General features: G+C 37.5%; 18 protein-coding genes and 1 tRNA gene. 16 read left to right on the forward strand and 3 right to left on the reverse strand.

Features of this window, described 5'->3' with window-relative positions; all coding sequences use genetic code 11:
- Positions 1-325: 325 nt before the first annotated feature.
- The 6 genes from WJM97_RS13440 to WJM97_RS13465 all read left to right on the forward strand — a co-directional run bounded on the left by WJM97_RS13440 (position 326) and on the right by WJM97_RS13465 (position 4,290).
- Positions 326-571, forward strand: a complete 246-nt coding sequence (locus WJM97_RS13440) for a UPF0175 family protein (RefSeq protein WP_353929309.1) — start codon at positions 326-328, stop codon at positions 569-571.
- Positions 568-1,056 (forward strand): DUF3368 domain-containing protein, encoded by a 489-nt coding sequence (locus tag WJM97_RS13445; RefSeq protein WP_353929310.1) that lies wholly within the window; start codon positions 568-570, stop codon positions 1,054-1,056. The genes WJM97_RS13440 and WJM97_RS13445 overlap by 4 nt, the downstream gene beginning before the upstream one ends.
- 86 nt (positions 1,057-1,142) lie before the next feature.
- Positions 1,143-1,415: a hypothetical protein gene (locus WJM97_RS13450; RefSeq protein WP_353929311.1), complete on the forward strand. Its 273-nt coding sequence runs from the start codon at positions 1,143-1,145 to the stop codon at positions 1,413-1,415.
- Positions 1,412-1,609, forward strand: a complete 198-nt coding sequence (locus WJM97_RS13455; RefSeq protein ID WP_353929312.1) for a hypothetical protein — start codon at positions 1,412-1,414, stop codon at positions 1,607-1,609. The genes WJM97_RS13450 and WJM97_RS13455 overlap by 4 nt, the downstream gene beginning before the upstream one ends.
- 270 nt (positions 1,610-1,879) lie before the next feature.
- The gene (locus WJM97_RS13460) at positions 1,880-3,229 is read left to right on the forward strand and encodes a sensor histidine kinase (protein ID WP_353929313.1); all 1,350 of its coding nucleotides are present in this window, start codon (positions 1,880-1,882) and stop codon (positions 3,227-3,229) included.
- A gap of 386 nt (positions 3,230-3,615) precedes the next feature.
- Positions 3,616-4,290 carry a response regulator transcription factor gene (locus tag WJM97_RS13465; RefSeq protein WP_353929314.1) on the forward strand — a complete coding sequence of 225 codons (675 nt, stop codon included), beginning with the start codon at positions 3,616-3,618 and terminating at the stop codon, positions 4,288-4,290.
- 221 nt (positions 4,291-4,511) lie between these two features.
- On the opposite strand, the gene WJM97_RS13470 is transcribed toward WJM97_RS13465, so the two are convergent.
- Positions 4,512-5,150, reverse strand: coding sequence for a histidine phosphatase family protein (locus WJM97_RS13470; protein ID WP_353929315.1), 639 nt, complete (start codon positions 5,148-5,150; stop codon positions 4,512-4,514).
- Positions 5,151-5,382: 232 nt separating this feature from the next.
- Positions 5,383-7,182, reverse strand: coding sequence for an aspartate kinase (locus WJM97_RS13475; protein WP_353929316.1), 1,800 nt, complete (start codon positions 7,180-7,182; stop codon positions 5,383-5,385).
- A 655-nt stretch (positions 7,183-7,837) separates the two neighbouring features.
- Between WJM97_RS13475 and pstS the strand changes: the two genes are divergently transcribed.
- The 7 genes from pstS (at position 7,838) to WJM97_RS13510 (ending at position 13,322) form a co-directional block, all read left to right on the forward strand.
- A complete protein-coding gene (gene pstS / locus WJM97_RS13480) occupies positions 7,838-8,875 on the forward strand; it encodes a phosphate ABC transporter substrate-binding protein PstS (RefSeq protein ID WP_353929317.1) in 1,038 nt (345 codons plus the stop codon).
- Positions 8,876-9,312: 437 nt separating this feature from the next.
- On the forward strand, positions 9,313-10,314 hold the full coding sequence (gene pstC, locus WJM97_RS13485; protein ID WP_353929318.1) for a phosphate ABC transporter permease subunit PstC: 1,002 nt from the start codon (positions 9,313-9,315) through the stop codon (positions 10,312-10,314).
- A gap of 74 nt (positions 10,315-10,388) precedes the next feature.
- Positions 10,389-11,270 carry a phosphate ABC transporter permease PstA gene (gene pstA, locus WJM97_RS13490; protein ID WP_353929319.1) on the forward strand — a complete coding sequence of 294 codons (882 nt, stop codon included), beginning with the start codon at positions 10,389-10,391 and terminating at the stop codon, positions 11,268-11,270.
- A gap of 113 nt (positions 11,271-11,383) precedes the next feature.
- Positions 11,384-12,163, forward strand: coding sequence for a phosphate ABC transporter ATP-binding protein PstB (gene pstB, locus WJM97_RS13495; RefSeq protein ID WP_353929320.1), 780 nt, complete (start codon positions 11,384-11,386; stop codon positions 12,161-12,163).
- 123 nt (positions 12,164-12,286) lie between these two features.
- Positions 12,287-12,880 (forward strand): chromophore lyase CpcT/CpeT, encoded by a 594-nt coding sequence (locus tag WJM97_RS13500; RefSeq protein WP_353929321.1) that lies wholly within the window; start codon positions 12,287-12,289, stop codon positions 12,878-12,880.
- Positions 12,881-12,997: 117 nt separating this feature from the next.
- Positions 12,998-13,069 (forward strand) — tRNA-Cys (locus tag WJM97_RS13505).
- An 88-nt stretch (positions 13,070-13,157) separates the two neighbouring features.
- Positions 13,158-13,322: a hypothetical protein gene (locus WJM97_RS13510; RefSeq protein ID WP_353929322.1), complete on the forward strand. Its 165-nt coding sequence runs from the start codon at positions 13,158-13,160 to the stop codon at positions 13,320-13,322.
- A gap of 61 nt (positions 13,323-13,383) precedes the next feature.
- Here WJM97_RS13510 and WJM97_RS13515 read toward each other — a convergent pair whose 3' ends face one another.
- Positions 13,384-14,316, reverse strand: coding sequence for an NAD-dependent epimerase/dehydratase family protein (locus WJM97_RS13515; protein ID WP_353929323.1), 933 nt, complete (start codon positions 14,314-14,316; stop codon positions 13,384-13,386).
- A gap of 145 nt (positions 14,317-14,461) precedes the next feature.
- Between WJM97_RS13515 and WJM97_RS13520 the strand changes: the two genes are divergently transcribed.
- The 3 genes from WJM97_RS13520 to gmd all read left to right on the forward strand — a co-directional run bounded on the left by WJM97_RS13520 (position 14,462) and on the right by gmd (position 17,898).
- Positions 14,462-15,604: a glycosyltransferase gene (locus tag WJM97_RS13520; protein ID WP_353929324.1), complete on the forward strand. Its 1,143-nt coding sequence runs from the start codon at positions 14,462-14,464 to the stop codon at positions 15,602-15,604.
- Between the two features lie 112 nt (positions 15,605-15,716).
- Positions 15,717-16,475, forward strand: a complete 759-nt coding sequence (locus tag WJM97_RS13525; RefSeq protein ID WP_353929325.1) for a sugar transferase — start codon at positions 15,717-15,719, stop codon at positions 16,473-16,475.
- 343 nt (positions 16,476-16,818) lie between these two features.
- A complete protein-coding gene (gene gmd / locus WJM97_RS13530; protein ID WP_353929326.1) occupies positions 16,819-17,898 on the forward strand; it encodes a GDP-mannose 4,6-dehydratase in 1,080 nt (359 codons plus the stop codon).
- Positions 17,899-17,918 lie beyond the last annotated feature (20 nt).

Genomic DNA, 17,918 nt, shown 5'->3' on the forward strand with positions numbered 1-17,918 from the left:
ATGATCCTATATAAGTAAAAATTATGAATTAAAATAAACGAATAAATTGCCCTACGCCTTATTCCCCATGTCTATTGTCAGAATCAGGTGTTTATCGAGCGAAGTCGAGATAATATCCACCGATTAAAGGATGAACAGGATGAAAACAGAGATTTTATCACCAATTACCTATTAACTATTACCAATTACCTATTACCCATCGTCATTTAGGTAAAACTTTTAGTGACAGTGTTGAACTTTTACGTGAGGATAGAAACCGTTGAGTAAATTTGTAGTAGATGCGAAAATGCTATAATAATAACTTGAATGAGGGAAAAATATAACCATGACTATTCTAATCTCTGATGATATTATTCAAGCAACGAAAATGACAGAAAGCGAATTAAAGCTAGAAATAGCCATTATGCTTTTTGAAAAAGATAAGATTAGTATCGGAAAAGCTCGTCGTCTAGCCGAAATGAATGTACTTGAATTTCAAAAAGAACTAGCTCAACGTAATATTTATATTCATTATGATGTGGCTGAATTAGAAGAAGATATTAAAACTTTACAAGAAATGGGAAGATTATGATTATAATTAGCGACACGACTTCCCTTACCAATTTAGCCGCAGTTGGACATCTTGAACTATTACATCAACTGTATGATCAGGTGATTATTCCTCAAGCTGTGTATGATGAAATAGTCAATGTTGGCTATTTAGTTCCGGGGACAACAGAAGTTCAAAATTTATCTTGGATTAACGTTCATTTAGTAAGTAATAAAAATCAAGTTAATGAACTTTTAAACGAGCTAGATTTTGGAGAAGCTGAAGCAATTGTTCTTGCTTTAGAATTAAATGCTGATTTATTACTGCTTGATGAAAGAAAAGGTCGAAAAGTGGCTCAAAATCTAGGAATTAAAAAGATAACTGGATTATTAGGAGTTTTACTAGAAGCTAAACAAAAAGGGTTGATTGCTAATATTAAACCTATTATTGACCAACTAATTACTGATAATAATTTCTGGATTAGTAATAATTTATATCAGAAAGTTATCCAAATTGCTGGAGAATAAAAAATCCTGTAAATCCTAAAATCCTGCATATCCTGATTATGTTAAGATAGAAACCCTAAATAAGTATTGAAACAAGGACTAAAAACGTGCAAGCTATTCTTTTAAGCAGCGAAGAAGTTGGCAAACGTGCCAAAGAACTATACGAAAATGGTATTCGTGAACAAGTAGAAACAGAAGAAAATATCGGTAAAATGGTAATTATTGATATAGAAACTGGTGAATATGCAGTTGATAAAACAGGCAGAGAATCAGCCCATTATCTCACAAATAAAAACAGATTTGCTCGACTTTTTGGTATTCGCATCGGCTATAAAGTTGCTGTTTCTTTTTGTGGTGATATGGAGCGTGATATTAGATGATTTCTGGTATGATCAAAAACGGATATCCCACAGTTAACGTTATATTCTGTCTGCCAAATCAACCAGATTTTACTATTGAATTTGTAATTGATACAGGGTTTACAGGTGATCTTTGTTTACCATCAGCCGCAGTCACTTTAATGCAGTTACCTTTTCTATATGAACTACCTGCAAATTTAGCTAATAATAGTTGAGTAGATATACCAATACATGAAGCTGTTATCATCTGGAATGGTAAAGAAAGAGAAGTTAATATTTTAGCCACTGGAAAACGACCTTTATTGGGAACTGCTTTACTTGATGGCTATGAACTATGTATTGAATTTATAGAAGCTGGATTAGTAACAATTGAAGAATTATAAGTCTTATTTATGAATCGGAAGAGAAATGAAGTTTGATCAAAGGACTCATTCAGTGATATTACTTATGTAAAGGTCAATTTCAAATTCTCATCTAATGCATCCATGATTCTTGTTCCCACCATTTTAGATATAGTTGCTGGTATTTGTTTATATACCGGATTTTTACACTTGCTAATTACTTCTAGGGGATTAAAACCCGCGTTGCACTTCTGCTTTGGGTTAACCTGCTTGGTAATTTCTGGTTATATTTTGGCTCTCATAACTCAATATAAGACTATAAATATAGATGATTATATAAGCGCAAAAAAATTAGTCACTTCTTTGGGGTATATTTCCGGTATTCTTGTTGTCTGGTTTGTTGCTTTATATACAAATATAAAACAGGTGCGTGTAATTTTGGTACTGAACAGCCTGTACTTGATTAGCCTGTTAATCAACCAAATTTCCCCTACAGGAATTCTCTACTCCCATATTAGTAGTCTATCTAGTATTTCTTTACCTTGGGGGGAATCTATTACTCACCCACAAGGTATTATCAATCCTTTATTTATTGTCCAATTATTAACTTTAAACAGTAATATTAGCTACTGTTTTTTTGCCTGTTACCGTCAATATCGAAGTGGAGAGAAGCAAGCAAGCTTGACTCTAGTCCTGAGCTTAATACTTTTGATAGCTACTGTTCTGTGCGATCGCTTAATAGATTTGGGGAAGCTCAAATTCATCTACATTGCTGGGTTCGGATTTTTATCGTTTGTGATGATTATGAGTCTAAGTCTCACCAATGATTTGATGCAGGTTGTGAAACTACGCCAACAATTACTAGAAAGCGATCACCTACGTAAAATTGCGGTAGAAGAGGAGCGAAATCGTTTGGCGAGAGATTTACATGATTCCGTATCGCAGACATTGTTTTCTGTGGCCACAATTGCCGAAACAGTACCAAGGGTATGGCAACGTCATCCAGAAATAGCCCAGGAGAAATTAGAAGAACTTGCGGGATTGGCACAGGGTGCATTAGCAGAAATGCGGAGTTTATTGATAGAATTACGCCCTAGTGGGTTGAGAGACAAATTATTAGGTGAATTACTAAAACAGTTAACCAAAGCAGTTCAAGGACGGGCAAAAATCCAAATTATTACCACAGTAACGGGAGATCAACCTTTACCAGAAGAGGTAAAATTGGTATTTTATCGGGTTACGCAAGAAGCACTCAATAATATTATTAAATACGCCCAATCTACCCAAGTAGATGTCACTTTTCAAGGTAATTCAGAGTATATAAAATTATCTATTTTTGATAATGGCTGTGGGTTTGATGTTAAAGATACATCATCGGGTCATTTAGGCATAGAAATTATGAGAGAACGGGCTGAGTCTATTGGTGCTAATTTCCAGTTGGAAAGTTCTCCAGGAAAAGGTACAAAGATTGTATTAATTTTGGTTAATAAATAATGGGTAATTAAAAGAATTTAGAATGCAGAATTTAGAATGGGAGCATCCCAATTTTGAAAAAATAACCGCAGCAACAAAATAATAACAAAATAATAAAAATACTATAAATACTGACAGTAAGACGATAATCTATTAAACATATTCGGTAAATTAGAGACGTTCCATGGAAAGTCTCTACAGGGGTTTGAGATCAACTTATATTTAATTTTCACCAGATACGGCAGATTGCAGATCAATGAGGTACAGAATCAAAATTGAAACCTATATACAAAGCCAGTTTTACTTCTGTACGGGCGAACGGCCGTTCGCCTGACTCCTGATAGCGTGGCGTAAGCCATATTCTGTTGTATCTATTCAAAACGTTTTTTAATACTTAGGGTGTCAAAATGGAAACAGATCAATTAATCAAACCTATTCGAGTCATCACTGTTGATGATCACGAAATCCTCAGAGGTGGAATTAAATTTTCTTTACTAGCCTTTGATGATATTGAATTAGTTGGTGAAGCACGTAATGGTAAAGAAGCAATACATCTGTGTGCAGAGTTACAGCCAGATGTGGTATTGATGGATTTGATGATGCCGGAAATGAATGGAGTCCAAACAACAACAGTTATTAAAAATAAATATCCCAAAGTTCAAGTTTTAGTGTTGACAAGTTTTGTAGAAACAGATTTATTATATGAAGTAATGGAAGCTGGAGCGATTGGTTATTTGCTCAAAGGTGCGTCAATTGATGAATTAGCAGAAACTGTGCGATGTGCTGCTGGTGGTTTGTGTACAGTATCATCAGATGCTCTTCAATCATTATTTAAACAACCTCAATGTTTATCTCAACCTGCCTACAAACTGACTGAACGACAGGAAGAAGTGTTCGCATTATTGAGTTTAGGTTTAACTAATGAAGCGATCGCCCAAAAGTTAAAAATAAGTCCTTCTACTATTAGACATCATGTGACACAGATATTGCATAAATTAGGGGTAGAAAACCGGACTGAGGCTGCAACCACAGGAGTGAGACTTGGATCTGTAGCTACTAAAAATATAGTCAAATATTTCTAGCTTGGTAAGGTTTACACCTGTCTAGGCTAACTACAAGTTTCTCTACTGAGTTGCTATCGAAGATAGAGTCTCCAACTGCTTTTGATCAATTTCTCTAAATCTGATGTCAATGTGTTTAATTTAGATGTCGCCTAACTAGGGGTTGCTTAGACACACAAGCGGGCAAAATGCCCGCCCGACAAGATTTTTACAGGATATGATCTGATTTGTTTGAGGTGATATTATGTTCCTGGACGAGAACGCAGATGCTCAGGTATATGATAGCGATCGCCTAATATTTCTAACAAAGGGCCATTAACGTCAAATTTCACCCTACTGACCGATGCCACTAGAATATTGATCCGATGGCGATAACATCCCAAATCAATCCCTAGTAGACTACAAAGTATAATCCGAATTGTAGCTTTATGGGCAACTACTAAAACATTTCCTTCTGGGTGTTTGTCTATAATTTCAGTAATTACAGGCATAGAACGGTTAGCAATTTCTACCGCAGTTTCTCCACCTAGCGGTGCATTCCAAGCAGGTTCTGCCAACCAGTTGAGATAGTTTTCTGAGTAATTTTCCTGAACAAAGGACTTACTTTTGGTTTCCCATTCACCATAACTACCTTCTCTAAGTCCTGCTCTTGCCTGCATTTCCATACCAATTGCATCACAAAATGGTTTGGCGGTGGCAATGGTACGTTTCATGGGACTAACATAAACAGCTTCCCAGGGCAATTTTTGATAAACCTCGGCAAAACTGGAAGCCATCTCCATTCCTGCGTCTGTTAAATCTGCATTAGTTTCACCGCAGAAATTACCACTTTGACTAAAAGTAGTTTCACCATGTCGCAGTAAATATAAATTGAGTGCCATAATTTGTATTGCGATGGGGTTGCAAGGGTTTGTGCAGAAACAAAATACCATCAATCTGGCCATTGAGATGTCAAACTAGGACAAAATCATTAACTAAAAAAAAGTAGCGTTGCTGATTGAGAGTATGATTTTATTTCACGCAGAGTCGCAGAGTCGCAGAGACTAAGAGTTTCATTTTTTTGATTTTTCAATTTCATACTTCAATTAAGCAACGCCAAAAAAAGTTAATCAATCACCCAGGTATAACAAATTTCTCACTACCTGCTAAACCAAAAGCAGCGTGAATAACTTGTAAAGCCTTTACACCTTCACTTTCTGCCACCACGCAACTAACTTTAATTTCCGAAGTGGTAATCATTTGGATGTTAATTTGATTTTGGGCTAAAGCATTAAACATTTTTGCCGCAATACCTGGTTGTCCTACCATCCCAGAACCAACTATACTGACCTTAGCGATCGCCCGATCCAAAATTACCTCACCCCATCCCAACTGATCCGCAATTTGGGAAAGTTCCTCTAAGGCTTTTTCCGCATCCATTCTCGTGACAGTAAAGGCAATATCCCGACGTGCTACACCATCAATCAAACGACAACGCTGAGATTGAATAATCATATCTACACTGATATTATATTCAGCCAATAACCCAAATAACTTTGCTGACATCCCTGGTTGATCGGGAACTTGACGAATAGCTAACCGCGCTTGGTTCATATCTAAAGCCACACCACGCACAGCGGGAGATTGAGAATTTGGAGAACTCAGAACAGCAGGGGAAGCAATGATTTCAAAAGCCTGACAAAGAGCAGCAATAGCGCGATCGCAATCATCTTTATCTACTAAACAACTTACCTTCACTTCACTGGTGGAAATCATTTGAATATTCACCCCAGCTTCCGCTAAAGTTGCAAACATCTTTGCTGCTACTCCAGGACGACCGATCATACCCGCCCCAGCAATACTCACCTTTGCCGTGTCATTTTCTACTAAAACTTCCGCCTCATCGGAATTAGGCTGATTTCGTAAAGCCGGGGCGATCGCCAATGCCACAGCCTCAGCCCGGTTTAATATAGAAGTATTCACAGTAAAAGCAATATCATTACTATTACCTTCGTGAATTGACTGAATAATTAGATCAACATCCACATTTTGCTCAGAAATCTCCCCAAATAACCGCGCCGCTACCCCTGGTTTGTCGGGTACACGTAGCAAAGACAACTTAGCCTGATTTATATCAAATTCCACCGCATCCACAGGCCGTGCCAATTCTAAATTCACCAACTCACGTTCTTGCACCTTGGGAGAAGTTACCCAAGTCCCCGGTTGATCAGTCCAACTAGAACGTACAACCAAAGGTACACCATAATTTCTAGCAATTTCCACCGCCCTGGGATGTAATACCTTTGCCCCTAAACTAGCCAACTCCAGCATTTCATTACAGGTAATTTCCGTCATCAGTTGAGCTTCTGGCACAAGACGAGGATCTGTAGTTAAAATCCCTGGCACATCGGTATAAATTTCACAAAAATCAGCCCCCAACGCCGCAGCTAAAGCCACCGCTGAAGTATCAGAACCACCACGCCCCAAAGTAGTAATTTCTATTTCTGTAGTGTTAGAAATACCTTGAAAACCAGCGACAACAACCACCTTACCCTGGTTAATTTGCCCCATCAACCGTTCTGTAGAAATATGTAAAATTCTGGCGCGGGTGTGTTCAGCCTCAGTCACAATTCCCACCTGAGCGCCAGTCATAGAAATAGCAGGTTGACCGATTTCCTGCAAAGCCATACTTAGCAAAGCAATGGTGACTTGCTCCCCCGTAGAAAGCAACATATCCATTTCCCGACGGTTAGGACTTTTAGAAATATCATTAGCTAATTTAACCAGTCCATCAGTAGTTTTCCCCATTGCCGAAACCACGACAACAACAGAATTTCCTGCTTGTACAGTTTTGCAAACCCGCTGTGCTACAGCTTGAATTCGTTCCACCGAACCAACAGATGTACCACCGTATTTCTGAACAATTAGCGCCATAACAGTAAATGCTTAAATATTCAAACTTTGTAGGTTATTGTCAATGCCTCCGTCGGGAAGCCTTGCAACTTTACCATTAATTTAGATTACTAAAATATTCAGAATCAGTGAACTATAAATTAAGATTTATTTTTTGATCAGCAAAATTTTCTGAACAACTTCTGAACAAATGCTTTAACAAGATTTTAACTTATTATATTACTGATCTTAACCTATTAATACATAACTTGTAGTTATTCTATCTGTGGATAGGCAATATTTATAACTAATAGAAGCTGATCCGCTCAAACATGGCCACAATATTCATCTAAATTCCTAGTAGGTAGTCTAGTAATATGACACTGCTAGGTTTTTTATAACTTATCATCAAAGGCGGCGGGAAATCTACTCCTTTAAAGGATGGGAGGGATAGCTCCGGGTATTGGCTAGGGAAAAACCAACGCCCTATTCTGACTGTGACAATACCCGCGAAATCTCCCGTTGCCGTCTTTCAAGGAATGAGATTAAACACTATACCATTCTTTACGTATTTTTACTTAAAAAGTAAAGTTTAATGTATTCTTCAACATATATTAATTTTGAGTTAATCACTAAGTATCAATCTTATCAGAGACTAAAATTTCATCAAAAAAATATTCTCTAAATACGAGGTACTATGGCTTTTTCAACAATTTTGAATCGTTTAGTGACTACTTCCGTGGTGACAGCTGCTATTGCTTTGAGTCCTGCGTTAAGTAGTGTTGCCAAAGCTCAAACCATAAACGGTGCAGGTGCAAGTTTTCCCGCGCCTTTGTATGAACGTTATGCACGGGAAGTTAAGAAAAAACATCCTGAACTCAAAGTAAACTATCAAGCAATTGGTAGCGGTGGTGGTATTCGTCAAACTATTGCTGGAACTGTGGATTTTGGCGGTAGTGATGCAGCGATGACAGATGCGGATATAGCCAAAGTCAAAAGAGGTGTAATTTTAGTACCTACTGCCGGTGGTGCTGTTTCGGTGGTTCATAACGTTCCCGGTGTTAGCAACCTCAAATTATCTCGTACAACCTTACCAGCAATCTTTTCTGGACAAATCACCAAATGGAATGACCCGAAAATTATGACTGATAACCCAGGGGTAAATTTACCAAATTTACCCATTAGATTTGTAGTTCGTGCCGACAGTAGTGGTACAACCTTCATTTTTACTAATCATCTAAGCGCTATTAGCGGTTATTTTAAAGGCAGAATTGGTGCTAACACTGCACCTAAATGGACATTAAAAAATGTTCTTAAAGGCAAAGGTAATACAGGGGTAGCAGCTTTAGTATCTCGTACTTCCGGTTCTATTGGTTATGTTGAACAGAGTTATGCACAAAGAAATAACCTCAAATCAGCAGAACTACAAAACAAAAGTGGACAATTTGTTGCCCCTTCTTTAGCTAATGCCAATGCAGCTTTAGCAAGTGCAACTTTTCCAGATAACTATCGTGTATTTGTTAGTGATCCATCAGCAGGATATCCTATTGTTGGTTTAACTTGGATGATGGTTTATAAAAACTATCCTGATGCTGCCAAAGCTAATGCTGTCAAAAAATGGATTAACTGGGTTCTTAAAGATGGTCAACAATTTAATGATGACCTCAGTTACACAAAAATTCCCAGTAGTGTTGTCAATCGTGTACTAAATACAGTTAATAGCACCGTTAAGTAATTCCTCAAAGTTAAGGTAAAAATGATTTATCATTTCTCCTTAACCTATTCAGATTTTTCTCAAGCTCAAAATAGTTAGGGGTTTAGCAATGCTCATAAGTGTCAACTTAACGTAAAACCATAATCCGCCAGGGAATAAATTCCTGTCTAATAGCTCAAGTCATCTTTAGATGACTAAAAGAACTAGAAACTTTTTTTAATTGTTTAGTTTACTTTAGTAAACTTTAGCTATTAGCCCTGAAATTTATTTCTGGGCAGGTGTGGAAGTCAAACAAATAAGCCATCTATAGCCTAATTTGACACCAAATATCTGTTGGGGCTGGTAATGGGTAATTGTTAATTGGAAAAAGGCAATTATTAACCAAAAACTTATATCATAATTTATGAGCCAGACTTGATACTATTTCTCATGAAAAAACTTAATCTTTGTGCCTAATTATGACCAACTTTTTTGAACCTAATCACCGCAATGTATCACCAGGGATAAATACCAATGATGACATCGCAGACTTAACAGCTACAGGGGGTATGAATTTTCGATTTGATCAAGGATTTACATTCTTGGTTTATATGTTTGCTGCCACGACTGTAGCTCTATTATTTTTAATGACTTGGGTAATCTTTAAAGAAGCTCAACCAGCAGTTAAGGAGTTTGGCTGGGGGTTTTTGTGGAGTAAAAATTGGGATGTCAGTGAAAACAGCTTTGGTGCATTACCTTATATTTATGGAACTGTAGTTAGCAGCGCGATCGCAATTATATTAACTGTGCCGATAGGAATATCTGTAGCTCTAGTAACAAGTGAGGATTTCTTGCCACCCATAGTCAGAGATTCTATTGCTTTTGTAGTAGAATTAATTGCTGCTATTCCTAGTGTAATTATTGGACTCTGGGGAATTTTTATCTTTATTCCCATGATCGAACCCCTTCAAAATTGGTTAGGTAGCACTTTTAAATTTATTCCCTTATTTAACACAGAATATCCTGCTGCTAATAATATGTTAACCGCAGGAATTATTCTCTCAATTATGATTTTACCAACCATGGCTGCTATTTCCCGTGATGTTTTAATAGTTGTTCCTAAAGAATTACGCAGTGCATCTATGGCTTTAGGTGGTACTCGTTGGGAAACTATTTTTCGGGTTTTATTACCAGCAGGATTTTCAGGGATGGTGAGTGCGGCAATGTTAGCTCTAGGCCGCGCCCTGGGTGAAACAATGGCTGTAACAATGGTAATTGGTAACTATGCTCAAATTAGTGTATCTCTCCTTGATCCAGCTTATACGATTCCAGCAGTTTTAGCTAATGAATTCGCTGAAGCTACTCCAGGGTTACATATTGGAGCATTAAGTTATTTGGGTTTGATTTTGTTTGCCTTAACTTTAGCAGTGAATATCGGTGCAGTGCTATTAGTGCAATGGGTTGGTAAGAAAAACTCATAACTACAAACGTTGTTTTTAACTGATAATTAATTACCAATCTAAGACTCAAAATCTAAAATATAAAGTTGAATGACATGAGTGGATATATAAGTTCAGAAAAAGATGATTCTCTAGCACAAGAATTAGTGAGTCCTCTGACTGCTAAAAGGCGGTTGTTTGCTTATGGCATGAATGGATTATCATTAATCTTGAGTTTGTTGGCATTTTTTCCATTAGGATCTATTTTATGGGAAATTCTTTCACGAGGGATTTCTGGTTTGAGAACAGAGATGTTTTATCGTCCATTGATTGAAAATGGTTTTGCTAATGCTATCTTGGGTACTATTCTCATGGTTGGTATTGGGGCATTTTTAAGTATTCCCGTGGGGATAATGACAGGAATATTTTTGTCAGAATTTGGGAAAACAAATAAACTTACTCGAATTGTGCGTTTCTTGAATTCTATTCTCACAGGAGTACCTTCTATTGTCGTAGGGATGTTTGCCTATGGGGTAATTGTTTTATTGACTAAAAAATTTAGTGCCATCGCTGGTGGATTTGCTTTATCTGTGATTATGTTACCAGTAATTGCTTTGACAACTGAGGAAGCTTTAAAACTAATTCCCACCCATCAAAGATTAGCTTCTGCTGCTCTAGGTGGAACTAGATTTCAAACCACATTTCGCATTGTTACCAAAGCGGCAATACCAGGAATTACTACAGGAATTGCTTTAGCGATTGCCCGCGCATCTGGTGAAACAGCACCACTTATTTTCACAGCTTTATTTAGTCAAAATTGGTCAGATAATTTGATGAGTCCGACTGCCTCTTTACCTGTACTCATTTTTAATCTTTATAACAACCCTGACCCAGAAGTTAGTACGTTAGTTTGGACGACAGCGATAATATTATTGAGCTTGGTGTTGTTTTTTAGTCTAACTTCTCGATTATTAACTCGCAAAAGTAGGTTAAACTAAGAGTTAATTTTGAACTCATGAAATAGGCACAAATTACAATAATTGACTCTCTAAAAAACTCTTGCAATAGAACTTTTACCTTAGTCATCAAAACAATTCTTCGGACATCAATTATGAATAAATTAGTTCCAGCTATCAAAGTCAAAAACTTAAGTTTTTATTATGGCAACTACAAAGCAATTGAAGGTATATCATTAGATATCTATCAGAGCCAAGTCACAGCATTAATTGGCCCTAGTGGTTGTGGTAAATCTACTTTTATTAAAGCCTTAAATCGGATTAGTGAATTAGAGGGAGAAGTCAAAGTTGATGGCAGTGTCGAATTTTATGGTCAAAATATTTATGACTCCCGTGTAAATATTAATCGTCTCCGTCGGGAAATTGGCATGGTATTTCAAAAACCAAATCCTTTCCCTATGAGTATTTATGAAAATGTTGCCTATGGGGTGAGAATTGCTGGCAGATGTCCCAAGGTGCAATTAGATGAAATAGTTGAATCTGCTCTCAAAGGTGCAGCACTGTGGGATGAAGTCAAAGACAAAATTAATAAATCAGCATTAGGTTTATCTGGTGGACAACAACAACGTTTATGTATAGCTAGGGCTTTAGCAGTGAAACCAAAAGTGTTACTTATGGATGAACCTTGTTCCGCACTTGATCCTATTGCTACTCTAAAAGTTGAAGAACTCATCCACAGTTTACGATCTGAATTAACAATCACTATTGTTACTCACAATATGCAGCAAGCCACCCGTGTCTCTGATTTTACTGCGTTTTTTAGCACAGATGAAAGTCGGATTGGACAAATGGTAGAATTTGGGGCAACAGGTCAAATCTTTCGTAATCCTCTAGATGATCGTACCCGTGATTATGTTTCTGGGCGTTTTGGTTAATCTTGGTTAATATAATCTTGGATTTTGAATTTTAAATATCAAACTTTCAGTTAAGCGACATGACACCCCAAGGTTTAAAATTAGCTGTTATCAGTCAGTTCACTAAAAACAGCCAAAATTACTATGACTCATTCTACAGATATTGCTACCTTAGCCCGTTGGATGGCAGCGGACTTTAGCAATCAAGCCCAAGCCTTTGAAAATCCGCCTCTTTTTGCTCACATTCGTGTATGTATGCGCCCTCTCCCCTATTCCTTACTATCAGGGGTGAGTTTGTTTGTAGAACAGGCCTATGACTACGATATCAAAGATCCTTATCGCTTACGGGTGTTGAAATTAGGGCTAGAAAGCGAGAAAATTGTCATTGAAAACTACACCGTGAAAGAAGAAAAAGACTTTTATGGTGCATCCCGTGATTTAGATAAGTTACAGAATTTAACAAGCGATCGCCTGGAAAAACTCTCCGGTTGTAACATGATCGTTGAATGGACAGGTAACTGCTTTAGAGGTTACGTCGAACCCGGTAAAGGTTGTATTGTTGTCCGCAAAGGTAACAGAACCTATCTAGATAGCGAATTTGAAATTGATGGTGAAAAATTCATCAGCTGGGATAGGGGAAGAGACCCAGACACAGATGAGCATCTTTGGGGTTCTCTGGGTGGTCCATTTCAGTTTGTCCGCTGGGGTAACTTTGCCGATGAGGTGAAATTATCCTGAATAGGTGACAGGTAATAATTATTTCCCAATCCCTAATATCCAATACCCAAGGAAAAAAATTTTCTAAACCGTGTGCAATTCAGGAAAAAAGGTGATAATATAAGTAATTGTGAGCGCGGCGACATAGCCAAGTGGTAAGGCAGAGGTCTGCAAAACCTTTATCCCCCGGTTCAAATCCGGGTGTCGCCTTTCAAGTGAACAGAATTTTTAGCTGCATCAAACCTGAAAATTTTAATCCAAGCGATTATAACTAACGTGATTTACGTTTAATTTAGTAATGTGGCAAGAAGTTATTTCTCCTTTTGTGATGGTAGAATTATTACCTCTAAAAACAGAAAAGGAAAATTTAGGCATAACTTTAAGGGAAGTTAATCAACCGCCTACAAAATGGAAAGTCTATGAAAGAATTGTCAGAGTGCCTGACTATATTATTTGTAATTAAAGGGAACAGGGAAGAGAGAAATATTAATTCTGACTCCCGATCCTGATTCCTCATACCTGAATTAAACAGCTTTCAAGATTTCATCGTCCAGAGAAAAATCTATTCCTGTTTTATCTTTTCCACTAGCTAAATAATCATTATTTAAAGAGTCTTGTAAACCAGAAATTAAATCATATTCTGGTTGCCAATTTAATTCTGTCATGGCTTTATTTACTGATGCAAAAAAGTGTTGTACTCGCATGGGAAAAGCTTTACGTTTACCAAAATCAAACTTTTTAGGATCGTAATGGACTATTTTAAGATCATTCGCAGATTTACCAGCAGCTACAGCACAAGCACGAGCTAAACCATCGAAAGTGACATAGCGATCGCCTGAAACATTATAAATCTGACCAATGGCTTTTTCGTTACCAATTACCTGCAACATTGCCTGTGCTAAATCTTTGACATGACCTAGTTGTGTAATGTGCATTCCATTACCAGGAATAGGTACAGGGCGATCGCGTACTATTCGATCAAAAAACCAGCTTTCTAAAGGATTATAATTCTGAGGGCCATAAATATAAGTTGGACGAATGGAAGTAAAAGGAATACCTAACTTTTGTAAGTAAGCTTCCGTTTCATGCTTACCTTTGTGACGACTTTTCGGGTCAACAGTATCACCTTCAATATGAGGCATTTGATCAGATTTGAGGTAAACTCCCGCAGAACTCATATAAACAAAATGTTTGACCCTACCGTGGAAAATTTCCGCCAAGGGTTGAGTATCAGCAAGTTCACGGCCATTATTATCAAAAACGACATCAAAACTTTGCTGTGATAATTTCTCTTTTAGCTGATTTGAGTCAGTGCGATCGCCTATAATTTGTCCTACACCATCAGGTGCTGGATGATTACCACGATTAAACAAAACTACCTCATGGCCAGCCTTTACCAACAACTCAGTTAAGTAGACACCAATGAACCGAGTTCCACCAATAACCAGAATACGCATAAAATCCCAAATCCTCATTAACTTAGGTGTAAAATCACCCTTACTTTGAGATTATCAGAGAGAATGGGTAATTTAATTAATTGGTAATTAGTAATTGGGTTATTAACCCACCCCCCTCTCCCACTCTCCCAATGCCCATTAAATTATGTCTTCAAAATACGCTTTAGTTCACGAGTGGCTGACACCAAAAGCCACAGGTGGTTCAGAACTTGTTGTTAGAGAAATTCTCAATCATGTAGATGCTGATTTATATGCCTTAATTGATTTTGAATCCACCAACCCAGAAAGTTATCTTTATCAGCGTCAAATTGGTAAAACCTTCCTCCAAAACTTACCATTTGTCCATCAAGGTGTGCAGAAATATTTACCTTTGTTGCCATTAGCAATAGAACAATTAGACCTGCGACAATACGAAGTAATTCTCTCATCATCCCACGCTGTCGCCAAAGGCATCCTCTCAACCCCTGATCAGCTACATATCTGTTATTGTCACAGTCCCATGCGCTATGCTTGGGATTTAACATTTGATTATTTAAACCACAGCAAACTAGGAAAAGGTGCAATTGGATGGTTAACAAAATACCTATTGCATAGCTTACGCCAATGGGATGTGATCAGCGCGAACCGAGTTGATTACTTCATTGCCAACTCCCAGCATACAGCCGGCAGGATTTGGCGTTGCTACCGCAGAGAAGCCGAAGTCATTTATCCACCAGTAGATACCGAAAAATTTACGTTTTGTGCTGAAAAAGAAGACTTTTATCTGATCGTTTCCCGATTAGTAAGCTATAAACAAGTATCCTTGATTGTTCAGGCCTTTAATCAGCTAAAAAAACCATTAGTGGTGATTGGTACAGGGCCAGAAATGAAAAAACTGCAAGCGATCGCAAATCCTCACATTCAATTACTAGGATGGCAACCAGAGGAGGTAGTAAAATCTTACATGGCCCGTGCTAAAGCCTTTGTGTACGCAGCTTGCGAAGATTTTGGTATTGCCTTAGTAGAAGCCCAAGCCTGTGGCACTCCAGTGATTGCTTACGGTGCTGGTGGCGCTTTAGAAACAGTCAGCGATATTTGCGCTTGTGTAGATACAGCAACAGGTATATTCTTTAAAGAACAAACCGTAGCAGCTTTAGTGGAGGCCGTAGAAAAATTTGAAGTCCAGCAGCATTTTTTCAAGTACGAGTATATAAAAATGCACGCAAATCAATTCTCTAGAGAAGTTTTTGCGGATCGGTATTTGAATTTCTTGAATCAGTGTCAAGAAAAAAGACCTTACCTGAAGTAACAGTTAGGACAATTTTGTTTATTTTCTGATCTGTTAGCAATTTTTCCCTAGAATTACTGCTTTTTAGCTTTAAGATCGGGACTATGTGTGGTGTGGATTATTAAGGAGTATAATGACTGCCCAGAGTTCAATCCTCTCCGGCAAGCGATACCCGCGTAAAGATGCTAGTGCTTCGACGCATACTTTAATGAAACGTGGTAAAAAAGCTAGATTGCCCAAGGTAAAACCAAGAGCTTTATCTTATCAGGGTTCAAACGGAGAATTTACTAAAAGACTGTTTGATATTGCCTTTTCATTATCAGTTTTGATCTTGTTTTTCCCCATCTATCTAATCTTGGCCTTACTAATTGCTGTTAGCTCAGAAGGCCCAATTTTTTATATTCAGGAAAGAGTAGGTAAGAACTATCGCCGTTTTAAATGTATTAAGTTCCGCACTATGGTGACAAATGCGGATGAAATACTCACTCAAATGATGGCAACATCTCCAGAGCTACGCCAAGAATTTACTAGCACTTTTAAACTCAAGCAAGACCCCAGAATTACTAAAATCGGTCACTTCCTCAGAATTACCAGCTTAGATGAATTTCCCCAATTCTGGAATGTTTTAAAAGGTGATATGAGTGTAGTTGGACCTCGTCCATTGGTAGCAGAAGAACTGACAAAATACGGTATTCACATTGATCGGGTATTAACCATTCGTCCGGGAATTACTGGATTATGGCAGGTTTCTGGGCGTAATGATATTCCTTATCCCCATCGAGTTCTCATAGACCTGCACTATGTCAAACTTAATAACTTTTGGCTAGATTTATGGATTATCTTGAAAACCATCAATGTGGTTATTATGCCCAAAAATAATGGGGCTTATTAACAAAGTTCACAAAGCAGAAGGCAGAAGGCAGAGGTATAAACCAATGCCCAATGCCCAATAGACTCCATTTAGAAAATTTTATTAAATCTTTAAAAAAACCTATAATCTACTAAATTTTAGTAAAGATTTAAAAATATAAAAAACTATAATAACAATTTTGACTGCAATTAGTGAGAAGATGTTCTATTAAAATAATTTTAATTTAGTATATTGAGTTACAGCTAGATACAGATGTCAACTAACCTTGATATGTTTATCATCAGGAGATTTTAGGAATGACCTGCTAATTTCAGCTAGTATTAGTTGTAAATTATAGAACATTAATTACAAGGGATAATTGGGCATGACAGCACAAAAACGCGCATTAATTACTGGTATTACCGGTCAAGATGGTTCTTATTTAAGTGAATTTTTACTAGAACAGGGTTATGAAGTTCACGGAATTATTCGTCGTACTTCCACCTTTAACACAGATCGCATTGATCATATTTATGAAGATCCTCACAAAGAGGGAGTAAAATTATTTTTGCACTATGGCGATCTGACAGATGGTACTACTTTACGCCGGATTTTAGAAGAAGTCCAACCTACAGAAATTTATAATTTAGGCGCTCAATCTCACGTGAGAGTTAGCTTTGATTCCCCAGAATATACTGTAGATGCGGTAGGAATGGGAACTCTGCGTTTATTAGAAGCTATCCGTGACTATCAACAACGCACAGGAATTCAAGTCCGTTTCTATCAAGCTGGTTCTTCGGAAATGTATGGTTTGGTACAAGCAGTTCCCCAAAGTGAAACTACTCCTTTTTATCCCCGCAGTCCTTATGCTTGTGCTAAAGTTTACGCCCATTGGCAAACGGTAAATTACCGAGAATCTTATAATTTGTTTGCTTGTAATGGGATTTTATTTAACCATGAGTCTCCCCGTCGTGGTGAAACTTTTGTTACCAGGAAAATTACTAGAGCAGTGGCTCGGATTGTGGCTGGTAAACAAAAAAACATCTATATGGGCAACTTAGATTCTAAACGGGATTGGGGTTACGCGAAGGATTACGTAAAAGCAATGTGGTTAATGCTGCAACAAGAACAACCAGATGATTATGTTGTTGCTACAGGTCAGACGCACTCAGTCCGAGAATTTTTAGAACTATCGTTTAGTTACGTCAACTTAAATTGGGAAGATTATGTAGAATTCGATGAAAGATATTTAAGACCTGCTGAAGTTGATTTATTAATTGGTGATCCTAGTAAAGCACAGCAAAAATTAGGTTGGAAACCCTCAGTAACTTTTAAAGAATTGGTAGCTTTAATGGTAGAAGCTGACTTACAGGCTTTAGGTCATACTTCTCCTAATGGTAATGGTTCACAACTACCTCAAGATATTGCTACTATCCGACAAGAACTAGGATCTCTCCACTTTTGATTTATACCACCAAGGATAAA

This window comes from Okeanomitos corallinicola TIOX110 (genome assembly GCF_038050375.1).
Taxonomy (GTDB): Bacteria; Cyanobacteriota; Cyanobacteriia; order Cyanobacteriales; family Nostocaceae; genus Okeanomitos; species Okeanomitos corallinicola.

Bases quoted from the DNA above. Each gene is read 5' to 3' on its own strand.
- WJM97_RS13440 (WP_353929309.1), top strand. From the start codon at position 326: ATGACTATTCTAATCTCTGATGATATTATTCAAGCAACGAAAATGACA.
- WJM97_RS13445 (WP_353929310.1), top strand. From the start codon at position 568: ATGATTATAATTAGCGACACGACTTCCCTTACCAATTTAGCCGCAGTT.
- WJM97_RS13455 (WP_353929312.1), top strand. From the start codon at position 1,412: ATGATTTCTGGTATGATCAAAAACGGATATCCCACAGTTAACGTTATA.
- WJM97_RS13460 (WP_353929313.1), top strand. From the start codon at position 1,880: ATGATTCTTGTTCCCACCATTTTAGATATAGTTGCTGGTATTTGTTTA.
- WJM97_RS13465 (WP_353929314.1), top strand. From the start codon at position 3,616: ATGGAAACAGATCAATTAATCAAACCTATTCGAGTCATCACTGTTGAT.
- WJM97_RS13470 (WP_353929315.1), bottom strand. From the start codon at position 5,150: ATGGCACTCAATTTATATTTACTGCGACATGGTGAAACTACTTTTAGT.
- WJM97_RS13475 (WP_353929316.1), bottom strand. From the start codon at position 7,182: ATGGCGCTAATTGTTCAGAAATACGGTGGTACATCTGTTGGTTCGGTG.
- pstS (WP_353929317.1), top strand. From the start codon at position 7,838: ATGGCTTTTTCAACAATTTTGAATCGTTTAGTGACTACTTCCGTGGTG.
- pstC (WP_353929318.1), top strand. From the start codon at position 9,313: ATGACCAACTTTTTTGAACCTAATCACCGCAATGTATCACCAGGGATA.
- pstA (WP_353929319.1), top strand. From the start codon at position 10,389: ATGAGTGGATATATAAGTTCAGAAAAAGATGATTCTCTAGCACAAGAA.
- pstB (WP_353929320.1), top strand. From the start codon at position 11,384: ATGAATAAATTAGTTCCAGCTATCAAAGTCAAAAACTTAAGTTTTTAT.
- WJM97_RS13500 (WP_353929321.1), top strand. From the start codon at position 12,287: ATGACTCATTCTACAGATATTGCTACCTTAGCCCGTTGGATGGCAGCG.
- WJM97_RS13510 (WP_353929322.1), top strand. From the start codon at position 13,158: ATGTGGCAAGAAGTTATTTCTCCTTTTGTGATGGTAGAATTATTACCT.
- WJM97_RS13515 (WP_353929323.1), bottom strand. From the start codon at position 14,316: ATGCGTATTCTGGTTATTGGTGGAACTCGGTTCATTGGTGTCTACTTA.
- WJM97_RS13520 (WP_353929324.1), top strand. From the start codon at position 14,462: ATGTCTTCAAAATACGCTTTAGTTCACGAGTGGCTGACACCAAAAGCC.
- WJM97_RS13525 (WP_353929325.1), top strand. From the start codon at position 15,717: ATGACTGCCCAGAGTTCAATCCTCTCCGGCAAGCGATACCCGCGTAAA.
- gmd (WP_353929326.1), top strand. From the start codon at position 16,819: ATGACAGCACAAAAACGCGCATTAATTACTGGTATTACCGGTCAAGAT.